The organism is Tropicimonas sp. (assembly GCF_047971885.1).
GTDB lineage: Bacteria > Pseudomonadota > Alphaproteobacteria > Rhodobacterales > Rhodobacteraceae > Tropicimonas.
In genome coordinates this window covers 21988-40634 of the sequence record NZ_JBKEAE010000183.1, presented here as the reverse complement: position 1 = coordinate 40634, position 18647 = coordinate 21988, and the positions used below count along the sequence as shown (strand labels likewise).

Here is an 18647-nt window from a genome sequence, read left to right as displayed (position 1 = left end):
TCAATATTCTTTCGGAACCGGTTGGCCCAGTTTCCGTATCGCGTCAACGATCCGCGCCATCTGCATGCCAAGCGACCCCTTGACCAGCACGATGTCGCCCGCGTCGAGCAGGCGGTGCATTTCGGGCGCCATGGCCTTGCTGTCTTCCGCCCAGCGGCCGCGCCGTTGCGGCGGCAGCGCGTCCCACATGGCCTTCATCCGCGGCCCGACACAGTGGATCTTGTCGAGATCGGCAATCGCCGGGTGCGTCGCAAGCGCCGCATGCAGCGCCACCTCGTCCGACCCGAGTTCGAGCATGTCGCCGAGTATGGCGATCCGGCGCCCCTGCGCGATGCGCCCGATACCATCGACCGGGCCGGAGGCGGCCAGCATGTCGAGCGCGGCGCTGACCGAGGCGGGGTTGGCGTTGTAGGAATCGTCGATGAGATCGAATTGCAGCGAATCCTCGACGATATCGAGCGTGATCGTCTCGCGCGCACCCCGCCCGGCATAGGGAACCCAGCGCCCCAGATCGGCAGCGGCCATGGCCGGATCGGCGCCAAGCGCGCCGGCCACCGCAAGCGCGGCCAGCCCGTTCATCGCAAAATGCCTGCCCGGCGATTGCAGGCGGAACATGACCGGCATCGGGGCGGATTCGGGGGTCAGGTGCAGATCCGCCCGGACCACAATCTGCCCGCCCTGCACCAGCACATCGCGCAGCAGCGCTTCCCGGCCCTGTTCGCCGAACCCGACGATTCGCGCGCCATGCGCCCGCGCCGCGGCAAAGAGGATCGGCGAGGTTGCGATATCGGCGTTGAGAACCGCCGGCGCGCCCATTTTCAGCCCTTCGAGGATGGCGGCTTTCTCTGCCGCGATCCCCTCCACGCTGTCGAAAGCGGCAAGGTGAACCGGTGCGACATTGGTTATCACCGCCGCATCGAGACCGGCGAGGCGGGCCAGCGGCGCTATCTCGCCCGGGTGGTTCATGCCAATCTCGATCACGGCAAAATCGGCATCGGCGGGCATGCGCGCCAGCGTCAGCGGCACACCCCAGTGGTTGTTGTAGCTTTTCTCGGCGGCATGCACCCTGCCCTGACCGGCCAGCACGATCCGCAACATCTCCTTGGTCGATGTCTTGCCGACCGAGCCGGTGATGCCGATGACCCGGGCCCTGCTGCGCGCCCTGCCGGCCGCGCCGAGCGCCTCGAGCGCCCGTTGCACATCGGGTACGACGAGCAGCGGCGCATCGGGCGAGACACCTTCGGGCATACGGCTGACCAGCGCGGCGGCGGCCCCGTTCTCCAGTGCCGACGCGACAAAATCGTGCCCGTCGCGCGCATCCTTCAGCGCGACAAACAGTGCGCCGGGCTCGAGCGTGCGGCTGTCGATGGAAACCGAGGTTGCCTGCCACGGTGCGGTCAAACGCCCGCCGGTCGCCCCTGCCGCATCCCCGGATGTCCAGAGCGCGCTCATGTCAGGTGCCCGTCGAGCGCGGCCACCGCCACGCTTGCCTGCTCCGCATCGTCGAAGGGATAGACGACATCGCCCACCGTCTGGCCGGTTTCGTGCCCCTTGCCGGCAATCAGCAGCGCATCGCCCGGCTGCAACGCATCGACCCCGCGCAGGATCGCCTCGGCCCGGTCGGGCACCTCGGTCGCGTCGGGGCAGCCCTGCATCACCGCGGCCCGGATCGCCGCCGGGTCTTCGCCGCGCGGATTGTCGTCGGTCACGATGGCCACGTCGGCGTTTTCGGCGACCGCCGCGCCCATCAGCGGGCGCTTGCCCCGATCCCGGTCGCCGCCGGCGCCGAAAACGCAGATCAGCCGACCCATGACATGCGGCCTGAGCGCCGCGAGCGCGGTGGCCAGCGCATCGGGCGTATGGGCGTAATCGACATAGACCGGCGCGCCGTTGTCGCGCGTCGCGACAAGCTGCATGCGTCCGCGCACCCCCCGAAGCTGCGGCAAGACGTTGAAGACCTCGACCGGATCGCAGCCCGACCCGATGGCCAGCCCCGCCGCGACCATCACGTTCTCGGACTGGAAACCGCCGATCAGCCGCAGGCGCGCCTGCCGCACCGTCCCGTTCCACGAAAAGCGCAGGTCCTGCCCGGTATCATCGAAGCGCAGGCCAAGCAGGCGCAACTGGCAGCCGGCGCCACGCCCGACGCGGATCACCTCGAGCCCGGCGGCGTCGGCGATATCGGCCATCATGGCGCCACGCGCCGAATCCGCCTCGATCACGGCCACGCCGTCCTCGCTCAGGACGCGGGTGAAAAGGCTTGCCTTGGCGGCGAAATAGGCATCGAGATCGGGGTGATAATCGAGATGATCCTGCGTCAAGTTGGTAAAGCCCGCCGCCACCAGACGCACACCGTCGAGCCGCCGCTGCGCCAGCCCGTGCGACGACGCCTCCATCGCCGCATGGGTCACGCCGTGCGCCACGGCCTCGGCCAGCAGGCGATGCAGGGTGACCGGCTCTGGCGTGGTATGGTGCAACGGGGCCTCCCACGCGCCCTCGACCCCGGTCGTGCCGATGTTGATCGCCGAAAACCCCATCGCCGACCAGATCTGGCGCGTGAAGCTCGCCACCGAGGTCTTGCCGTTGGTCCCGGTAACCGCCACCATCACGTCCGGCTGCGCCTCGAACCAGAGCGCCGCCGCGCCGGCCAGCGCGGCGCGCGGATCCTCGGCGATGACCAGCGCGGCGGGGTGATCCGCCAGTTCGGCGGCGGCGATCCGCGCACCCGCGCTGTCGGTCAGGATCGCACCCGCCCCCATGCGAAGCGCATAGCCGGCAAATTCGGCCCCGTGGATGCGGGTGCCGGGCAGGGCGGCAAACAGATAGCCGGGCTTGACCTCGCGGCTGTCGACGGCAAGCCCCGTAACCCGCGCGTCGTCGCCCCCCTGTGCGGTGAGCCCGAGTTGCGCCAGCGATTTTACCTGCTCTACCGTCATTCGCGACCTCCCCCGGTCTTTGTTCTTTCCCCCTTTTCCGGCGTTTTCCACGCCGGGTCCACCGGTCAATTCGATACGCGGACAACGGCCGGCGCCGGTTCCGGTTCCTCGGCCGGCATGAGGCCCAGAAGCGGCGCGGTACGGCGGATCATCTCGGCGGCGACCGGAACCGACGTCCAGCCGGCGGTGCGGCGCGGCTGGCTGCCCGAGGTTTCGACCGGTTCGTCGAGCGTCAGGATCAGCACGTATCGGGGATCGTAGGCGGGGAATATGCAGGCGAAGGTCGCCACAACCTTGTCCTTGTAATACCCGCCGCGCGGCTTGGGCTTGTCGGCCGTTCCGGTCTTTCCACCCACCGCGTAGCCCGGCACCTCACCGAAACTCGCCGTGCCGCGGCTGACCACCTGGCGCAGCATCGAGCGCGCGGCCGCCGACGCCTCGGGCGAGACGACCCTTTGGCCCATCTGCGGCCCGTCCTGACGCAGAAGGGTCGGCCTGATTCGCGTGCCGCCGTTCAGGATCGAGGCATAGCCGGCGGCCAGATGCACCGGACTGGCGCTGATCCCGTGCCCGTAGGAGATGGTGATGGTGCTGATCTCCGACCAGCGGCTGGGGACAAGCGGCTTGCCGGTCGGCGCCTCGACCATTTCCAGCGGTGTCGGTTCGAGAAAACCGAGCGTCCCGAGAAATTCCTTCTGCCGCGCACCGCCAACCGCCAGTGCCATCCTCGCCGTTCCGACGTTCGAGGATTTCACGATCACGTCGGTTACCGAAAGCCTACCGTAGTTCTTGTTGTGGAATTCCTTGATCTTGAACCTGCCCCAGTGCATCGGCGCGTTGGCGTCGATGATCGTGGCAGGGTTGACCAGCCCCAGATCCATCGCCTGTGTCGCGGCGAATATCTTGAAGACCGAGCCAAGCTCGTAAACCCCCTGAACCGCCCGGTTGAACAGCGGACTGTCGCCGGCATCGCCCTTGACCAGCGGCTTCGGCCGGTCGTTCGGGTCGAAATCGGGCAACGAGACCATCGACAGGATTTCGCCCGTGTGCACATCCATCAGCACCACGCTGGCGCCCTTGGCGTTCATCAGCCGCATGCCGCCTTCGAGCACCTCGCGCGCCGCCGCCTGAACCGTCAGGTCGATCGAAAGCTGCAGCGGCGCGCCGTTGTTCGCCGGATCGCGCAGCCAGGCATCGAAGTACTTCTCGACCCCTGCGGTGCCGATGACCTCGGCCGAATGCACGCCCTCGCGGCCGAAACTGGCACCGCCCAGCACATGGGCGGCCAGCCGCCCGTTGGGATAGAGCCGCATCTCGCGCGGGCCGAACAGCAGGCCCGGTTCGCCGATGTCGTGAACCGCCTGCATCTGTTCGGGGCTGAGTTTCTTCTTGACCCACAGGAACTTGCGCTTGCCGGCGAACTGCGCCTTGAGCTTTTCCGCGTCGAGGTCGGGAAAGATCTTCGCCAGTTCCTCGGCAGCCCGCAGCGGCTCGACCATCTGCTGCGGCTGGGCATAAAGAGAATGGGTCGACAGATTGGTCGCCAGCAGCCGGCCGTTGCGGTCGACGATGTTGGCGCGCTGCGCCACGATATCCGATCCGGTATCGGCAATCTGAACCTCGGACGGTTCGGTCGCCGCCAAAAGCCCCATCCGCACGCCGATGACGGTAAAGGCACAGAAAAAGCACAGCCCGAGCACAAGAAGCCGCCCCTCGGCCCGGCGGCGCGCCTTGTCCCGCATCTTTTCATGTCTGAGCCGCAGGTTCTCGCGCTCGATGGCGTCGGGGTTTTCACCCCGGGCGCGTGCCGACAGAATCCGGGGCAGCGGGCGCAGCGGCGTTCTGGTCATGGAAATTCCTCTCCGGGGTGCAATCTGCCGGCAATCTCGATGGGGTCGGTGACATCGATCTCGGGCCGCGGATAGGCGACCTGCTCGACCGCGCCGAACTGTTCCGGCCTGAGCGGCAGCAGGCCCAGACTGTCGAAATTGATCTCGGCCAGTTCGGCCAGCCGCGCCGGCCGGTTGAGATAGGCCCATTCGGCCTCAAGCACCGCCAGCGTCTCGCGCAGTTCCCCAAGTTCGCGCTTGAGCGCGGCGGACCGCTTGAGCGCGGACTGGGTCTGGTAATTCTCCTGATAGGCCCAGAACGCGAGCCCCATCACAACCAACGCGGATGTCAGGTAAAACAAGGTTCTCATGCAGGCTCCCTCCACCAGTCCTTCGGTCCCGGCAGGCCCATCGCGGCGCGGTCGACCGGGACGGACGGCGCAGCGGTGCGTTCGGCGACGCGCAGTTTCGCCGAGCGGGCGCGCGGATTGCGCGCCACCTCGGCATCCGTGGGCGCAATTGCCCTGCGCGAGATCAGACGGAATTGCGCCTCGCCCGGCACCGATTCGGGCGCGTGCCGGCTCGGCCGCGCCGAATGCCCGGACCGCGCCAGCAGGAAGCGCTTGACCACGCGATCTTCCAGCGAATGAAAGGTGACGACCGCCAGTTTCCCGCCCGGACGCAACGCCCGTTCGGCCGCGGCCAGACCGGCGATCAGTTCGCCGAACTCGTCGTTGACCGCAATGCGGAGCCCCTGGAATGTGCGTGTCGCGGGGTGAATCTGCCCGGGCTTCGGCCGTGGCAGACAGGATGAAACCACCTCGGCCAGTTGCAGGGTGCGCCCGAACGGCCGCCGTGCGACGATCGCCCGCGCGATGCGGCGCGCGGCACGCTCCTCGCCATAGTGATAGATGTAATCGGCCAGCACGGCTTCGCTCGAACCGTTGACCAGATCGGCCGCCGTCGGGCCGGTGCCGCTCATCCGCATGTCCAGCGGGCCGTCCTTCTGGAACGAGAACCCGCGATCCGGCTGGTCGAGCTGCATGGAGGAAACGCCGAGATCCAGTACCACCCCGTCGAGCGGCGTACCCGCCAGCACGTCAAGCGCCGAGAACCACCCCTCGATCAGGCGCAGCCGCTCGCCATATTCGGCGGCAAGCGGACCGGCCAGCGCCAGCGCATCCGGGTCACGATCCACGCCGATCACCCGCGCAGCGCCGGCATCAAGCAGGCGCCGCGCGTAGCCGCCGGCGCCAAAGGTTCCATCCAGCCAGATTCCCGCCACCGGCGAGACCGCCGCGATCAGAGGATCAATCAGAACCGGGATGTGCGGCGTGGCGGGGCCGGTGGTCGGGGCGGCGGCGGCCATGGCTCAGAACGCGCCCCCCTCCAGCATCGTCAGCGGATCGGCACCCTCCGGCAGATCGTCGAGCATCTCCTCGTCGTTCGCAACGACTTCCGCCTCGTAGGTGCCCGGATTCCAGATCTTGAAGGTGTCGCCCGAACCGACGAACTTCGCCTCGTCGGTCAACCCGAGCAAATCGCGCAACGCTTTCGACAGGACAAGCCGCCCGGTTTCGTCAACCGTGGTCTGCTGCGACTTGCCGTGGAAATAGCTTTCGAGAAACCGGCGCTCCTTCGATCCCCGGGGAAGCGCGGCGATACGCGCATCGACCTCGGCGGCGGCGGCCATCGTGTAGCATTCGATGAAATGCTGCCTCTCGGCAGGGCCGTAGTGGATGACGAGGCTCGGACATTTCGGATCGGCATCTTCCTCGTCATTGGCTTCGAGCACACGGCGGAACAGGGCCGGGATCGAGACCCTGCCCTTCGTGTCCACCTTGTGGAGCCCTTCGCCTCTGAACCGTCGCGCCACTTTCAGCGCCCCTTGCTGCCTCTGTCCCGCCCCCGGAGCCACCCCGGGGGCTGAAATGAAAACGGCGGACCGAACTGCTGCCAAAGTCCGGTCCGCCGCCCTCGTCCCATCGCTGGGTGCGTCCGATCGCGCGTGCCACCTGGGGGGATGTCTGCTCGCTCACGCGTCGGATCTCTTGTTCGATGAAAGCGGGTGCCTGTATGAAACCTGACTTTGGGAAGTTCCGGGGTCTTGCGCCCCTTTGTCTGCCCGTCCTCATCGTGTGATCCTTTATGCCGTGGGATTTCATGGAAATCAATACCACTTTATGGGCCGACAGCCCACAGGACGGGTATTCCAGACCTGAGACAACGCGAAAAGCAGGGGTCTTGGGGTTCATTTTGAGTACAGGTTGCGCACAAGCCGAAATGGAACACGATATATGGGCGTCGGGATCTTGGACGAAAAAACCCATAAAATCCCGCGAATGCTGCCCACAGGGGCGATTCCCGACCACTTCCGGTGACGAAATTCGCCGGTTTCAGGCCCGATTCAGCCGAATCACCGCGCTATCGGCCTGAAGATTCGGCGCGTGGGCACGCTTCTTATCGTCCGGCCCATGATTTCCCATGAGACCCGCCCGGCACACGGAACCCGTGCCCGCGCCCACCGGCACGGGCCGGCCATCGGCAGTTCTGTCAGGCCTTGTTTTCGGCAATCAGGCGGCTGGCGATCGCCGCATAGGATTCCGCCGCCGGGCCGTCGCCCAGGGCGATCGGGCGCCCCTCGTCCCCGGCGACCCGGGTCTCGAGTTCGAGCGGCAGTTCCCCCAGGAAGGGCACGCCGAGCTTTCCGGCCTCGGCCGCCACGCCGCCGTGCCCGAACAGATGCGCCTCGTGGCCGCAATTGGGACATATATATGTCGACATGTTCTCGATCAGGCCCAGCACCGGCACGTTCAACCTGCCGAACATGTCGATGGCGCGGCGCGCGTCGAGCAGCGCCACATCCTGCGGCGTTGAGACCACCAGCGCGCCGGTTGTCCGGTAGCGCTGCCCGAGCGTGAGTTGCACATCGCCCGTTCCCGGCGGCAGGTCGATGACCAGCACGTCGAGATCGCCCCAGGCGACCTGCTCCATCATCTGCTGCAACGCCCCCATCAGCATCGGGCCGCGCCAGATCACCGCCTCGGCCTCCTTCAGCATGAGCCCGATCGACATGAAGGTCACGCCATGCGCCCGGAGCGGTTCGATCGTCTTGCCGTCCGGCGAAGACGGGCGGCGGTGGGTCCCCATCATGCGCGGCTGCGACGGGCCGTATATATCGGCGTCGAGAAGCCCGACCCGGCGCCCCTGACGCGCCAGCGCCACGGCGAGGTTGGCCGAAACGGTCGATTTTCCCACCCCGGCCTTGCCCGACCCGACGGCGATTACCCGGTCGACACCTGGGATTGCGGCCGGCCCCGCCTGCTGGCGCGGCGAGGGGTGTTTGCCGATCTTGAGATCGGGCGGCGGACCCGCAGGCGCCGGCCGCGCCGCCGGCCCGTGCGCGGTCAGCACCACCGATACCGACGATACGCCCTCAAGCCCGGCAACGGCAGCTTCGGCCGCCCGGCGCACCGGCTCCATGCTCCGCGCCATGTCAGGAGATTCGGCCTCGATGACAAAACGGACCGCCCCGCTCGAATCGACGTCGAGCGCACGCACCATGTCACGTGCGACCAGATTGCCACCATCGGCGAGGTTGATCGTGCGCAGTACCTTGACAACATCGTCACGCGTTACGGGCATATTTCCCCCAATTCCTCGAATTTCACCGTCCAGACCTATACCGCCATGCTCCCGACGCAAGCCGAGTTTCAACCTTGCACGGATAAGGGGCGCAATGTCACAAAAACAGGTCAGCAGGACATATGCAAATGCTGCATAGCGGCATTGAAGTTTAGAGCAATTGCAAACACCTCGCCGGACGATATCTTGAAGTCAACGAAGGGCGCTAACATTCCGGGTTCGCGGCGCTAACAACCGGCAAGTTCAAGCTGGGACAAATCGAGCCGAAAGCCCGGGTGCAGAAGCAGGAAGCTGAAGCAATGACGGAGACACAACGGACGGCGGGCAAACCGCGTCGCGCTGCGACCCGCAGGGTTTTCGCTGCTCTGTTGACGAAATTTGAACAGTTGGACAGCTATCGTCGGCTGGTCAGGGATTTCGCTGCGCTGACGGACGACGAGTTGGCACATATTGGATTGAGCCGGCGCAGTGTCCATATGATAGCGCACAGGACCGCCTTCGGCGGCTGAACGAGACAAGAGTTTCAGAAACCCGTCCTCCTCCCTGGGTTTTCTGATACGGCGATGGCATCTTCCTCCTCCCTGATGCCATCGCCACCAGATCATGGCCGAACGATCCATCGGATTGTTCAGGCAGAGTTCGAGACAGGCAAACCCGTCCTCCTCCCTGGGTTCCGGTCTCGGCGGCGGCATCGTTCCTCCCTGATGCGCCGCACCTGTTCGGCCCCGAACGCGGGGCACCCGGCACCGATGCGGTGCGTTCGATACGGAATACAGGAACCCCACCTCCTCCCGGGGCTTTCTGTTTCAGCGGCAGCTCCCTCCTCCTCCCTGGAGCTGCCGCACAAGTTTCAAGGCACCCGCAGCGGTGCCGGAACGAGATCAGGAAACCCTTCCTCCTCCCTGGGTTTTCTGTCTTTTGGCGGCGACACCCTCCTCCTCCCTGGTGTCGCCGCCTTTTTGTATTCCCTTTGCCTTCCCGGACCGACAGGCGACACGCCCGCCTCGTCAAGCACCGGGATGCGTTTGCCGACCTGCTGCGGAGCGGCCGAAATTCGCCCCGCCCGGCAAAAATGCTGCGATTGCGAATGATGCCAAGAATGCTATATTTCAAAAATTATTCATAAAATTTCGAGTGATACGATTGTTTCTTGAAGTTTCATGAGTCCTGCGATTGCTGCATGGCAGCATTGCCGAAATGCGGATTGAACCGGTGGCATCACCGTCTATCTTGAAGCCAAGAGGTAGCGCTAACGAAGGCAGTGTAATTGGTGACGCGGTCGGCGCTGCAACCACAAAGGATAGAATGATGGAAAAGACATTCGAAACGAACAACGTCGCGCTTGCCGGTCAAGGCAACTGGTTTACCTCCACGCTGGAAACGATCAGGGCACGTTACGCGCAATACGCGATCTATCGCCAGACCGTGCGGGAGCTTTCCGGCCTTTCGGATCGGGCGCTGGCCGATCTGGGGCTGAGCCGGTCGATGATCCGCGAACTGGCGCGCGAAAACGCCTACGGCGCCTGAAACGACACGGAAATCGGGAAACCCCTCCTCCTCCCTGGGTTTTCTGACAAGGTGGCGGCGTCCTCCTCCTCCCTGATGCCGCCACCGCCAGACAATCGCCGGAATGCCGCGCAACGCGCCGGCGCCGGCTTCCGCCCGGGCGGAGCGCGCGCTCCACGACACCGGGGCAGCCACCCTTCAAGGACACCCACATGACCTATGTTTCCAACACGTCGAACGTCCGGTTCGACGGCCTTTCCGGACGCTTCGCCAGAATGGCCGCAGCGCTGAAACTGATGCGCGCGCGCCGGCGCGCCTATCAACTGACCTTCAACGAACTGTCGTCGATGACCGACCGCGACCTGGCCGATATCGGGCTCTGCAGATCGCTGATCCGGGAAGTTGCGCTTCAGGCCGCAGACGAGATTCGCTGATCCGGGCAGATCCGTTCAGACAGAGGCGCGGCGGCGATGGCCGCCGCGAACCGCGAGACGGATTTCAGGGGCGATATTCGGCAGATGCGGCAATCAGCGCCGTAACCGGCATCCGGCGCGCGGTGCGCGTGACGATCCGGCAGGCATCCTCAAGATCCTCTATGTCCACCGGTTTGCGCAACGTGGTTGTCACCGCGGGCGCCGCCGCAGACAACATTGCGCGGGAATGCGCGGCCGACCCGCTGACCACGACAACCCTGCAATCGGGGTTGCGGCAGGTGGCGTAACTGGCAACACCCAGCGTGTCGCCCCCGGCAACGCACAGGTCCAGCACCACCAGATCGTAATCCGAGGTCCGAAGCGCCGCGAGCGCGGAACCTTCGGTTGCGACCTGAAACGTCTGATGTCCGGCTTCCTCGAAAATCGGTCCCCACAGCGCCCTCAGGTTAGGATCGTCCTCGACAAGCAGGATTTTCATGCAACCACTCCGCGACTCACCCGACCCACCCGCCGGTCACAGACGATTGATGGCACACAAAGTGTCGCAGGTCAAAAGGGCACATCGTCGGCAGAGGCCGCCGGCACGACAAATTTCGCCACGACATTCTTGGTTCCGGCCTTGTCGAACGCGATCTCGAGTTTGTCCCCTTCGATCGCGACCACCGCGCCATAGCCGAATTTCTGGTGGAAAACCCTGTCGCCCCGGGCAAAGGCCGATACCGCGTCAAGGTCGATCACCACATTCCGGCCTTCCCTCGGCTGGCTCGTTCCGCGCTGGTCTCGGCGGGCCTGCATCCGTTTCCAGCCCGGCGAGTTATAGACATCCGCCCGTCCCGCCCTGTCGTGAAGGCCGGATTGTTGCGGCGCCATGCCCGCTGCGCCGAAACCGCCACCATAAAGCCCCGGCGGGGTCAGCACCTCGACGTGCTCTTGTGGCAACTCGTCGATGAACCGCGACGGCAGCGCCGATTGCCACTGGCCATAAATCCGCCGGTTGGCGGCGAACGAAATAGTGCACAACGCCTCGGCACGGGTGATGCCGACATAGGCCAGGCGCCGCTCTTCCTCGAGCCCCCTGAGCCCGGTCTCGTCCATCGCGCGCTGGCTGGGGAACAGCCCGTCCTCCCAGCCGGGCAGGAAAACGGCGGGAAACTCCAGCCCCTTGGCGCCGTGCAGCGTCATCAGGGTGACCTTTTCCTCGGCATCCTCGGTGTCGTTGTCCATGATCAGGGCGACATGTTCGAGAAACCCCTGAAGATTGTCGAAGCTCTCCAGCGCCTTGACCAGTTCCTTGAGGTTTTCGAGCCGCCCCGGCGCCTCGGGCGTCTTTTCGTTCTGCCAGAACGCTGTATAGCCGGATTCGTCGAGGATCTGCTCGGCAAGCTCGACATGGCTGACCGCCGGGTCGCGCGCCAGCGCCGACCAGCGGTCGATGCCGGCGATCAGATGCGACAGTTCGCCCGCACCCTTGCCGCCCAGCCCCTTCGCCGCCAGCAGGATCCGCGCACCGTCGACAAGGCCTACGCCGTTCGCCCGCGCCGCCATCTGGATTTTCTGCTGCGCCTTGTCGCCAAGCCCCCGTCTGGGGGTGTTGACGATGCGCTCGAACGCCAGATCGTCATCGGGACTGACGGCGAGGCGGAAATAGGCCATCGCATCGCGAATCTCCAGCCGTTCGTAAAACCGCGGCCCGCCGACCACCCGATAGGGCAGGCCGATGGTCAGGAACCGGTCCTCGAAGGCGCGCATCTGGTGGCTGGCGCGCACCAGGATTGCGCAATCCTCGAGCCCGAGGGGGCGCATGCCGCGGGTTCCCTGCCCCATCGCCTCAAGTTCCTCGCCGATCCAGCGCGCCTCCTCCTCGCCGTCCCAATGGCCGATCAGGCGAACCTTCTCGCCCTCCTCCGTCTCGGTCCAGAGCGTCTTGCCGAGCCGGCCCTTGTTGGCGGCGATCACACCCGAGGCTGCGGCGAGGATATGCGGGGTCGAGCGATAGTTCTGTTCGAGCCGGATCACACGCGCGCCCGGAAAATCCTTCTCAAACCGCAGGATGTTGCCCACCTCTGCCCCGCGCCAGTCATAGATTGACTGATCGTCGTCGCCGACACAGCAGATGTTGCGGTGTCCGCCGGCCAGCAGGCGCAGCCACAGATACTGCGCGACGTTGGTGTCCTGATATTCGTCGACCAGAATATAGCCGAACCGGTGGCGGTACCGGGCCAGCACATCCTCGTGCCGCTGGAATATCGTGACGACATGCAACAGCAGATCGCCGAAATCGGCCGCGTTCAGCGTGCGCAGCCGCGCCTGATACTCCGAATAAAGGCCAAGCGCCTTGTGGTCGAACGCGCCCGCCTCGGCCGCCGGCACGTTTTCCGGCGTCCAGGCCCGGTTTTTCCAGTTGTCGATGATTCCGGCAAGCTGGCGCGGCGGCCAGCGCTTCTCGTCGATATTGGCTGATATCACAAGCTGCCGGAGCAACCGGAGTTGATCGTCCGTATCGAGAATGGTGAAATTTGGCTTCAGATCGACCAGTTCCGCGTGGCGCCTGAGCAGCCTGACGCAGATGGCATGGAAGGTGCCGAGCCACGGCATGCCCTCGACCGCGTGACCAAGCAGCTTCGCCACCCGCTCCTTCATCTCGCGGGCGGCCTTGTTGGTGAAGGTGACAGCCAGGATCCCGTTCGGTTGCGCCCTGCCGGTATGAAGCAGATGCGCGATGCGGGTGGTCAGCGCCCGGGTCTTGCCCGTACCGGCACCCGCCAGCATCAGCACCGGCCCGTCGAGCGCCTCGACCGCCTCGCGCTGCGCCGGGTTGAGCCCGTCCAGATAGGGGGCGGTGCGCGCCGCCATTGCGCGTTGCGAGAGCGGGACGGCAGCCGCGAAGGCATCGGTTTCATCAAAGCCTGACATGCGTGCAATCTAGTGGATGCGTCGCGGGGAGAAAAGATGCGTTCTACAATTGTTCGCAAGCGGCCAAGAGTGTTGTTCATGCCCCGAAAGGGCCGTACACCTCTCGCGACGCCCGAAGGGAGCCCCAGATGCCGGAATTCAGGAAAATCCTCGTCGCCAATCGCGGCGAGATCGCCATCCGCGTGATGCGCGCCGCCGCCGAACTGCGCAAACGGACCGTCGCCGTCTATGCCGAGGAGGACAAGCTCTCGCTGCACCGGTTCAAGGCGGACGAGGCTTACCGGATCGGCAAGGGGCTTGGCCCGGTTCAGGCCTATCTGTCGATCGACGAGATTATCCGTGTCGCCAGGGACTGCGGCGCGGATGCGATCCATCCGGGCTACGGGCTGCTGTCGGAAAACCCCGATTTCGTCGACGCCTGCGCGGCAGCGGGCATCGCCTTCATCGGCCCGCTGGCGCAGACCATGCGCCAGCTTGGCGACAAGGCCAGCGCCCGCAGGGTGGCCATCGAGGCCGGCGTGCCGGTCATCCCGGCAACCGAGGTTCTGGGCGACGACCTGGAGGACGTGAAGCGCCAGGCCGCCGAAATCGGCTATCCCTTGATGCTCAAGGCAAGCTGGGGCGGCGGCGGGCGCGGCATGCGCCCGATCCTGTCGGAGGCCGAACTGGTCGACAAGGTGCTGGAGGGCCGCCGCGAGGCCGAGGCCGCCTTTGGCAATGGCGAGGGCTTTCTGGAGAAGATGATCACCCGCGCCCGCCATGTCGAGGTCCAGATACTGGGCGACCGGCAGGGGCGGATCTATCACCTGTGGGAGCGCGACTGCTCGGTGCAGCGCCGTTCCCAGAAGGTCGTCGAGCGCGCGCCGGCGCCCTATCTCTCCGCCGCGCAGCGCGAGAAACTGTGCAATCTGGGCAAGCGCATCTGCGAGCATGTCGGCTATCAATGCGCCGGCACGGTCGAGTTCCTGATGGATATGGAAACGGGCGAGTTCTATTTCATCGAGGTCAATCCGCGCATCCAGGTCGAGCATACGGTGACCGAGGAAGTGACCGGCATCGATATCGTCCGCGCCCAGATCCTGATCACCGAGGGCAAGAGCCTGACCGAGGCCACCGGCATCGCCTCGCAATACGACGTCACGCTCGATGGCCACGCCATGCAATGCCGGATCACCACCGAGGATCCGCGCAACAACTTCATCCCCGATTACGGCCGCATCACCGGCTATCGCAGCCCGGCCGGCATGGGGGTCCGGCTCGATGGCGGCACCGCCTATACCGGCGCCGTCATCACCCGCCATTACGATTCGCTGCTGGCCAAGCTGACCATCTGGGCGCCCACCCCCGAGGACGCGATCGCCCGCATGACCCGCACCCTGCGCGAATTCCGCGTGCGCGGCGTGGCGACGAATATCCAGTTCGTCGAAACCCTGCTGGCCCATCCGAAGTTCCTCGGCAACGACTATCATACCAAGTTCATTGACGAGACGCCGGAGCTGTTCCATTTCCCGCGCCGCAAGGACCGGGCGACCAAGCTTTTGCGCTATATCGCCGATATCACGGTCAACGGGCACCCCGATGTCGCCGGGCGCCCCAGACCGCCGGCCGAGGCGCGCGAACCGGTGCCGCCGGCGCCGAAAACGCATTCTCCGCAGCCGGGAACGCGTAATATCCTCGAAGAATTCGGGCCGCAGGCCGTTGCCGACTGGATGACCGGACAGAAACGCCTGCTGATCACCGACACCACGATGCGCGATGGCCATCAGAGCCTTCTGGCGACACGGATGCGTTCGATCGACATGATCCGCGTCGCCCCGGCCTATGCCGCCAACCTGCCGCAGCTTTTCAGCGTCGAATGCTGGGGTGGCGCCACCTTCGACGTGGCCTATCGCTTCCTTCAGGAGTGCCCGTGGCAGCGGTTGCGCGAACTGCGCCAAACGATGCCCAACCTGATGACGCAGATGCTGCTGCGCGGGGCGAACGGCGTCGGATACACCAACTACCCCGACAACGTGGTGCGCTTCTTCGTCGGGCAGGCGGCGGATTCGGGTGTCGACCTGTTCCGCGTCTTCGACAGCCTGAACTGGGTCGAGAACATGCGCGTGGCAATGGACGCGGTGCTGGAGCAGGGCAAGGTTCTGGAAGGCACGGTCTGCTACACCGGCGATATCCAGAACACCGAGCGCGCGAAATACGATCTGCGTTATTACGTCGGGATGGCGCGGGAACTTAAGGATGCGGGCGCCCATATCCTCGGCCTCAAGGACATGGCCGGGCTGCTGAAACCGGCTGCGGCGCGGGTTCTGGTCAGGGCGCTCAAGCAAGAGATCGGCCTGCCGGTGCACCTGCACACCCACGATACCGCCGGCATTTCCTGCGCCACGATCCTCGCCGCCTCCGAGGCGGGGGTCGATGCCGTCGACTGCGCGATGGATTCCTTTTCGGGCGGCACCAGTCAGGCGACGCTCGGCACGATTGTCGAGGCGCTGGCGCATGACGAACGCGATACCGGGCTCGACATCGAGGAAGTGCGCCGGATCTCGAACTATTTCGAAGCCGTCCGCGCCCAGTACGTCGCCTTCGAGAGCGGCATGCAGGCCCCGGCCTCCGAGGTCTACCTGCACGAGATGCCCGGCGGACAGTTCACCAACCTCAAGGCGCAGGCGCGCAGCGTCGGGCTCGAGGAGCGCTGGCACGAGGTCGCCCATGCCTATGCCGAGGCGAACCAGATGTTCGGCGACATCGTGAAGGTCACCCCATCGTCCAAGGTGGTGGGCGACATGGCCCTGATGATGGTCAGCCAGGGCCTGACCCGCACCGAGGTCGAAGACCCCGCGCGCGACGTGGCCTTTCCCGATTCGGTCGTCGACATGATGCGCGGCAGCCTCGGCCAGCCGCCGGGTGGATGGCCGCCGGCGCTTCAGGCCAGGATCCTGAAGGGCGAAACCCCGATCACGGTGCGCCCCGGCTCTCTGGTCGACGATGTCGATCTGGAAGCGGCGCGCGCCGGGCTCTCGGCCGAGTTCGACAACCGCGAGATCGACGACGAGGATCTGAACGGCTACCTGATGTATCCCAAGGTCTTCACCGCCTACCTGCGCCGCAACGAGGAATACGGGCCGGTGCGGGTACTGCCGACACATACTTTCTTTTATGGAATGGAGCCGAGCGAGCAGATCACCCCGGCCATCGGGCCGGGCAAGACGCTGGAAATCAGCATGCAGGCGGTCTCGGAAACCAACGAGGAAGGCGAGGCCAAGGTTTTCTTCGAACTGAACGGAGAGCCACGCACCATCCGCGTGCCCGACCGCAAGGTAAAAAGCGCCATACCGGCCCGCACCAAGGTTACCGTGGGCGACCCGCGACAGGTCGGCGCCCCGATGCCCGGCGTCATCGCCTCGCTCGGTGTGCATGTCGGACAGAAGGTTTCGGTCGGCGACCTGATGGTCACCATCGAGGCGATGAAGATGGAAACCGGCATCCATGCGGATTCCGATGGCGTGGTCAGGGCGGTTCATGTCCATCCCGGCGAACAGGTGGACGCCAAGGATCTGCTGATCGAGTTCGAGTGATCCCCTTTGGCCCTTCCCTGGCAACGGGGCGCCGCCCGGACGGGGAAAATTCGCATGCGCCGGATTTTCCCCTTGAAGCCGCCGGCACGGGTCGTTAAATCCCGCTCACTTCCGGATGCGGGCGTAGCTCAGGGGTAGAGCATTACCTTGCCAAGGTAAGGGTCGTGAGTTCGAATCTCATCGCCCGCTCCAGAAAGCTTATTTTCGGCGCAATTCTCAGGGATCGCTTCGGCGGTCCTTTTTTGTGCCGCGGCCACGCCCGGACCGGTTCGCGCCGCATCGAAGATATTGCATTCGGTCTCATCAAAACGGCTTATGAGATGTGCGTCAACGGACGGGCGGGATGCAGACGCGATGACTGAGATCAACGAGTTCTGGCAGAACTATATAGACGGGGAATGGGTCGACGGTGGCGCCGGCCGGATCGCGGTGACGAACCCGGCGACCGGCGAGGTTCTGGCCGAACATGCGCTTGCCGATGCGACCGATATCGATCATGCCGTGCAAGCCGCAAGACAGGTGCACCTGTCGGGCGAACTGCGCGACCTCCACCCGGTCGACCGCAGCCGGATACTGCGCGCGATGGGCCGCCATCTTCTTGATCATGCAGACGAAATCGCACCTGTCCTGACGCTGGAACAGGGCAAGCCGCTGTGGGAATCCCGGGTCGAGGTTCACGGGGCAGCCCGCTATTTCGAGTATTTCGCCAATCAGGCCGAAGCGGTCGAGGGGCGTTCCATTCCCCTGGGGGGAAGGTATTTCGACTTTACCGTCCACGAACCGCACGGGGTTTCGGCGCAGATCATTCCATGGAACTTTCCGCTGGAACTGGCCGCGCGTTCGCTTGCGCCGGCACTGGCGATGGGCAATGCCTGTGTGGTCAAATCGGCCGAGCTTACCCCGCTCAGCAGCGCCTGGCTGGGCCGCGCCGCCGAGGCCGCCGGGCTGCCGACCGGCGCGCTCAACATCCTGTGCGGCTACGGGCGCGAGGCCGGCGCCGCGCTGGCCGGGCATCCGGATGTGAACCAGATCGTCTTTACCGGCTCGGTGCCGACCGGGGTTTCGGTCGCCAAGGCGGCGGCGCTCAACATCGTGCCCTGCGTGCTCGAACTGGGGGGGAAATCGGCGGCCATCGTGCACGAGGATGCCGATCTCGACGCCTTTGTCGACGATGTCCGCTGGGGGATTTTCCTCAATGCCGGGCAGGTCTGCTCGGCCATGTCGCGCGTGATCGTGCACGAAAGCTGCCATGACGAACTGGTCGACCGTATCGCCGAAATGGCGGAATCGCTCTCGGTCGGGCCGGGGATCGACCGGGCGGAATTCGGCGCCAACATGGGGGCGATGGTCGGCGAATTGCAGCGCGACCGGGTAGAACTGATGGTGACCGAGGCCATTTCCGACGGCGCCAACCTGGCCACCGGCGGACGCCGGCCAAAGGATCACATCGGCGCCTTCTACCAGCCCACCATGCTGACCGAGGTCACGCAGGAGATGAAGATCGCCCGGACCGAGATTTTCGGCCCCGTGCTGTCGGTGCTCGGTTTCCGCGACGACGACGAGGCGATCGAGATCGCCAACGCTACGCAATACGGGCTAGTCGGCGGGGTTTTCACCAGCGATCTGGACCGGGCAACGGCGGCGGCGAAACGGCTGCGCGCCGGTCAGGTCTTTGTCAACGAATGGTACGCGGGCGGGGTCGAAACGCCGTTCGGCGGCTGGGGAAAATCGGGCTATGGCCGGGAAAAAGGGCGCGAAGCACTGCTGAACTACGTGCAGACCAAGAATATCGCGATCCGCCGCCGCTAGGCC

13 protein-coding genes and 1 tRNA gene are annotated in these 18647 nt (G+C 65.3%); 5 read left to right on the top strand and 9 right to left on the bottom strand.

Annotation, left to right across the window (positions count from 1 at the left end; genetic code table 11):
* From ACK5IR_RS15480 to ACK5IR_RS15450, 7 genes are all read right to left on the bottom strand, one after another.
* The gene (locus ACK5IR_RS15480) at positions 1 to 1452 is read right to left on the bottom strand and encodes a UDP-N-acetylmuramoyl-tripeptide--D-alanyl-D-alanine ligase (RefSeq protein ID WP_416930069.1); all 1452 of its coding nucleotides are present in this window, start codon (positions 1450 to 1452) and stop codon (positions 1 to 3) included.
* Entirely contained in the window at positions 1449 to 2936 is a 1488-nt protein-coding gene (locus ACK5IR_RS15475; protein WP_416930068.1) for a UDP-N-acetylmuramoyl-L-alanyl-D-glutamate--2,6-diaminopimelate ligase, read from the bottom strand. The genes ACK5IR_RS15480 and ACK5IR_RS15475 overlap by 4 nt, the downstream gene beginning before the upstream one ends.
* A gap of 65 nt (positions 2937 to 3001) precedes the next feature.
* On the bottom strand, positions 3002 to 4786 hold the full coding sequence (locus tag ACK5IR_RS15470; RefSeq protein WP_416930067.1) for a peptidoglycan D,D-transpeptidase FtsI family protein: 1785 nt from the start codon (positions 4784 to 4786) through the stop codon (positions 3002 to 3004).
* A complete protein-coding gene (ftsL, locus tag ACK5IR_RS15465) occupies positions 4783 to 5136 on the bottom strand; it encodes a cell division protein FtsL (RefSeq protein ID WP_416930066.1) in 354 nt (117 codons plus the stop codon). The genes ACK5IR_RS15470 and ftsL overlap by 4 nt, the downstream gene beginning before the upstream one ends.
* The gene (rsmH, locus tag ACK5IR_RS15460; RefSeq protein WP_416930065.1) at positions 5133 to 6134 is read right to left on the bottom strand and encodes a 16S rRNA (cytosine(1402)-N(4))-methyltransferase RsmH; all 1002 of its coding nucleotides are present in this window, start codon (positions 6132 to 6134) and stop codon (positions 5133 to 5135) included. Before rsmH ends, ftsL begins: the two co-directional genes overlap by 4 nt.
* Before the next feature lie 3 nt (positions 6135 to 6137).
* On the bottom strand, positions 6138 to 6605 hold the full coding sequence (mraZ, locus tag ACK5IR_RS15455) for a division/cell wall cluster transcriptional repressor MraZ (protein WP_416930064.1): 468 nt from the start codon (positions 6603 to 6605) through the stop codon (positions 6138 to 6140).
* 713 nt (positions 6606 to 7318) lie between these two features.
* Complete coding sequence (locus tag ACK5IR_RS15450; RefSeq protein WP_416930063.1) at positions 7319 to 8410, bottom strand: Mrp/NBP35 family ATP-binding protein; 1092 nt, start codon at positions 8408 to 8410, stop codon at positions 7319 to 7321.
* Positions 8411 to 9718: 1308 nt separating this feature from the next.
* Between ACK5IR_RS15450 and ACK5IR_RS15445 the strand changes: the two genes are divergently transcribed.
* Both ACK5IR_RS15445 and ACK5IR_RS15440 read left to right on the top strand, forming a co-directional pair.
* Positions 9719 to 9937, top strand: a complete 219-nt coding sequence (locus ACK5IR_RS15445) for a DUF1127 domain-containing protein (RefSeq protein WP_416930062.1) — start codon at positions 9719 to 9721, stop codon at positions 9935 to 9937.
* A 191-nt stretch (positions 9938 to 10128) separates the two neighbouring features.
* Positions 10129 to 10350: a DUF1127 domain-containing protein gene (locus ACK5IR_RS15440; protein ID WP_416930061.1), complete on the top strand. Its 222-nt coding sequence runs from the start codon at positions 10129 to 10131 to the stop codon at positions 10348 to 10350.
* 64 nt (positions 10351 to 10414) lie between these two features.
* Here the strand turns inward: ACK5IR_RS15440 and ACK5IR_RS15435 are convergent, their stop codons facing one another.
* On the bottom strand, positions 10415 to 10828 hold the full coding sequence (locus tag ACK5IR_RS15435) for a response regulator (RefSeq protein WP_416930060.1): 414 nt from the start codon (positions 10826 to 10828) through the stop codon (positions 10415 to 10417).
* Positions 10829 to 10899: 71 nt separating this feature from the next.
* A complete protein-coding gene (locus ACK5IR_RS15430; protein WP_416930059.1) occupies positions 10900 to 13263 on the bottom strand; it encodes an ATP-dependent helicase in 2364 nt (787 codons plus the stop codon).
* Positions 13264 to 13391: 128 nt separating this feature from the next.
* Here ACK5IR_RS15430 and ACK5IR_RS15425 point away from each other — a divergent pair, with 128 nt between their 5' ends.
* The 3 genes from ACK5IR_RS15425 to ACK5IR_RS15415 all read left to right on the top strand — a co-directional run bounded on the left by ACK5IR_RS15425 (position 13392) and on the right by ACK5IR_RS15415 (position 18644).
* On the top strand, positions 13392 to 16835 hold the full coding sequence (locus tag ACK5IR_RS15425) for a pyruvate carboxylase (RefSeq protein WP_416930058.1): 3444 nt from the start codon (positions 13392 to 13394) through the stop codon (positions 16833 to 16835).
* A 117-nt stretch (positions 16836 to 16952) separates the two neighbouring features.
* Positions 16953 to 17027 (top strand) — tRNA-Gly (locus tag ACK5IR_RS15420).
* A 162-nt stretch (positions 17028 to 17189) separates the two neighbouring features.
* A complete protein-coding gene (locus ACK5IR_RS15415) occupies positions 17190 to 18644 on the top strand; it encodes an aldehyde dehydrogenase family protein (protein ID WP_416930057.1) in 1455 nt (484 codons plus the stop codon).
* The last annotated feature ends 3 nt before the right edge of the window (positions 18645 to 18647 follow it).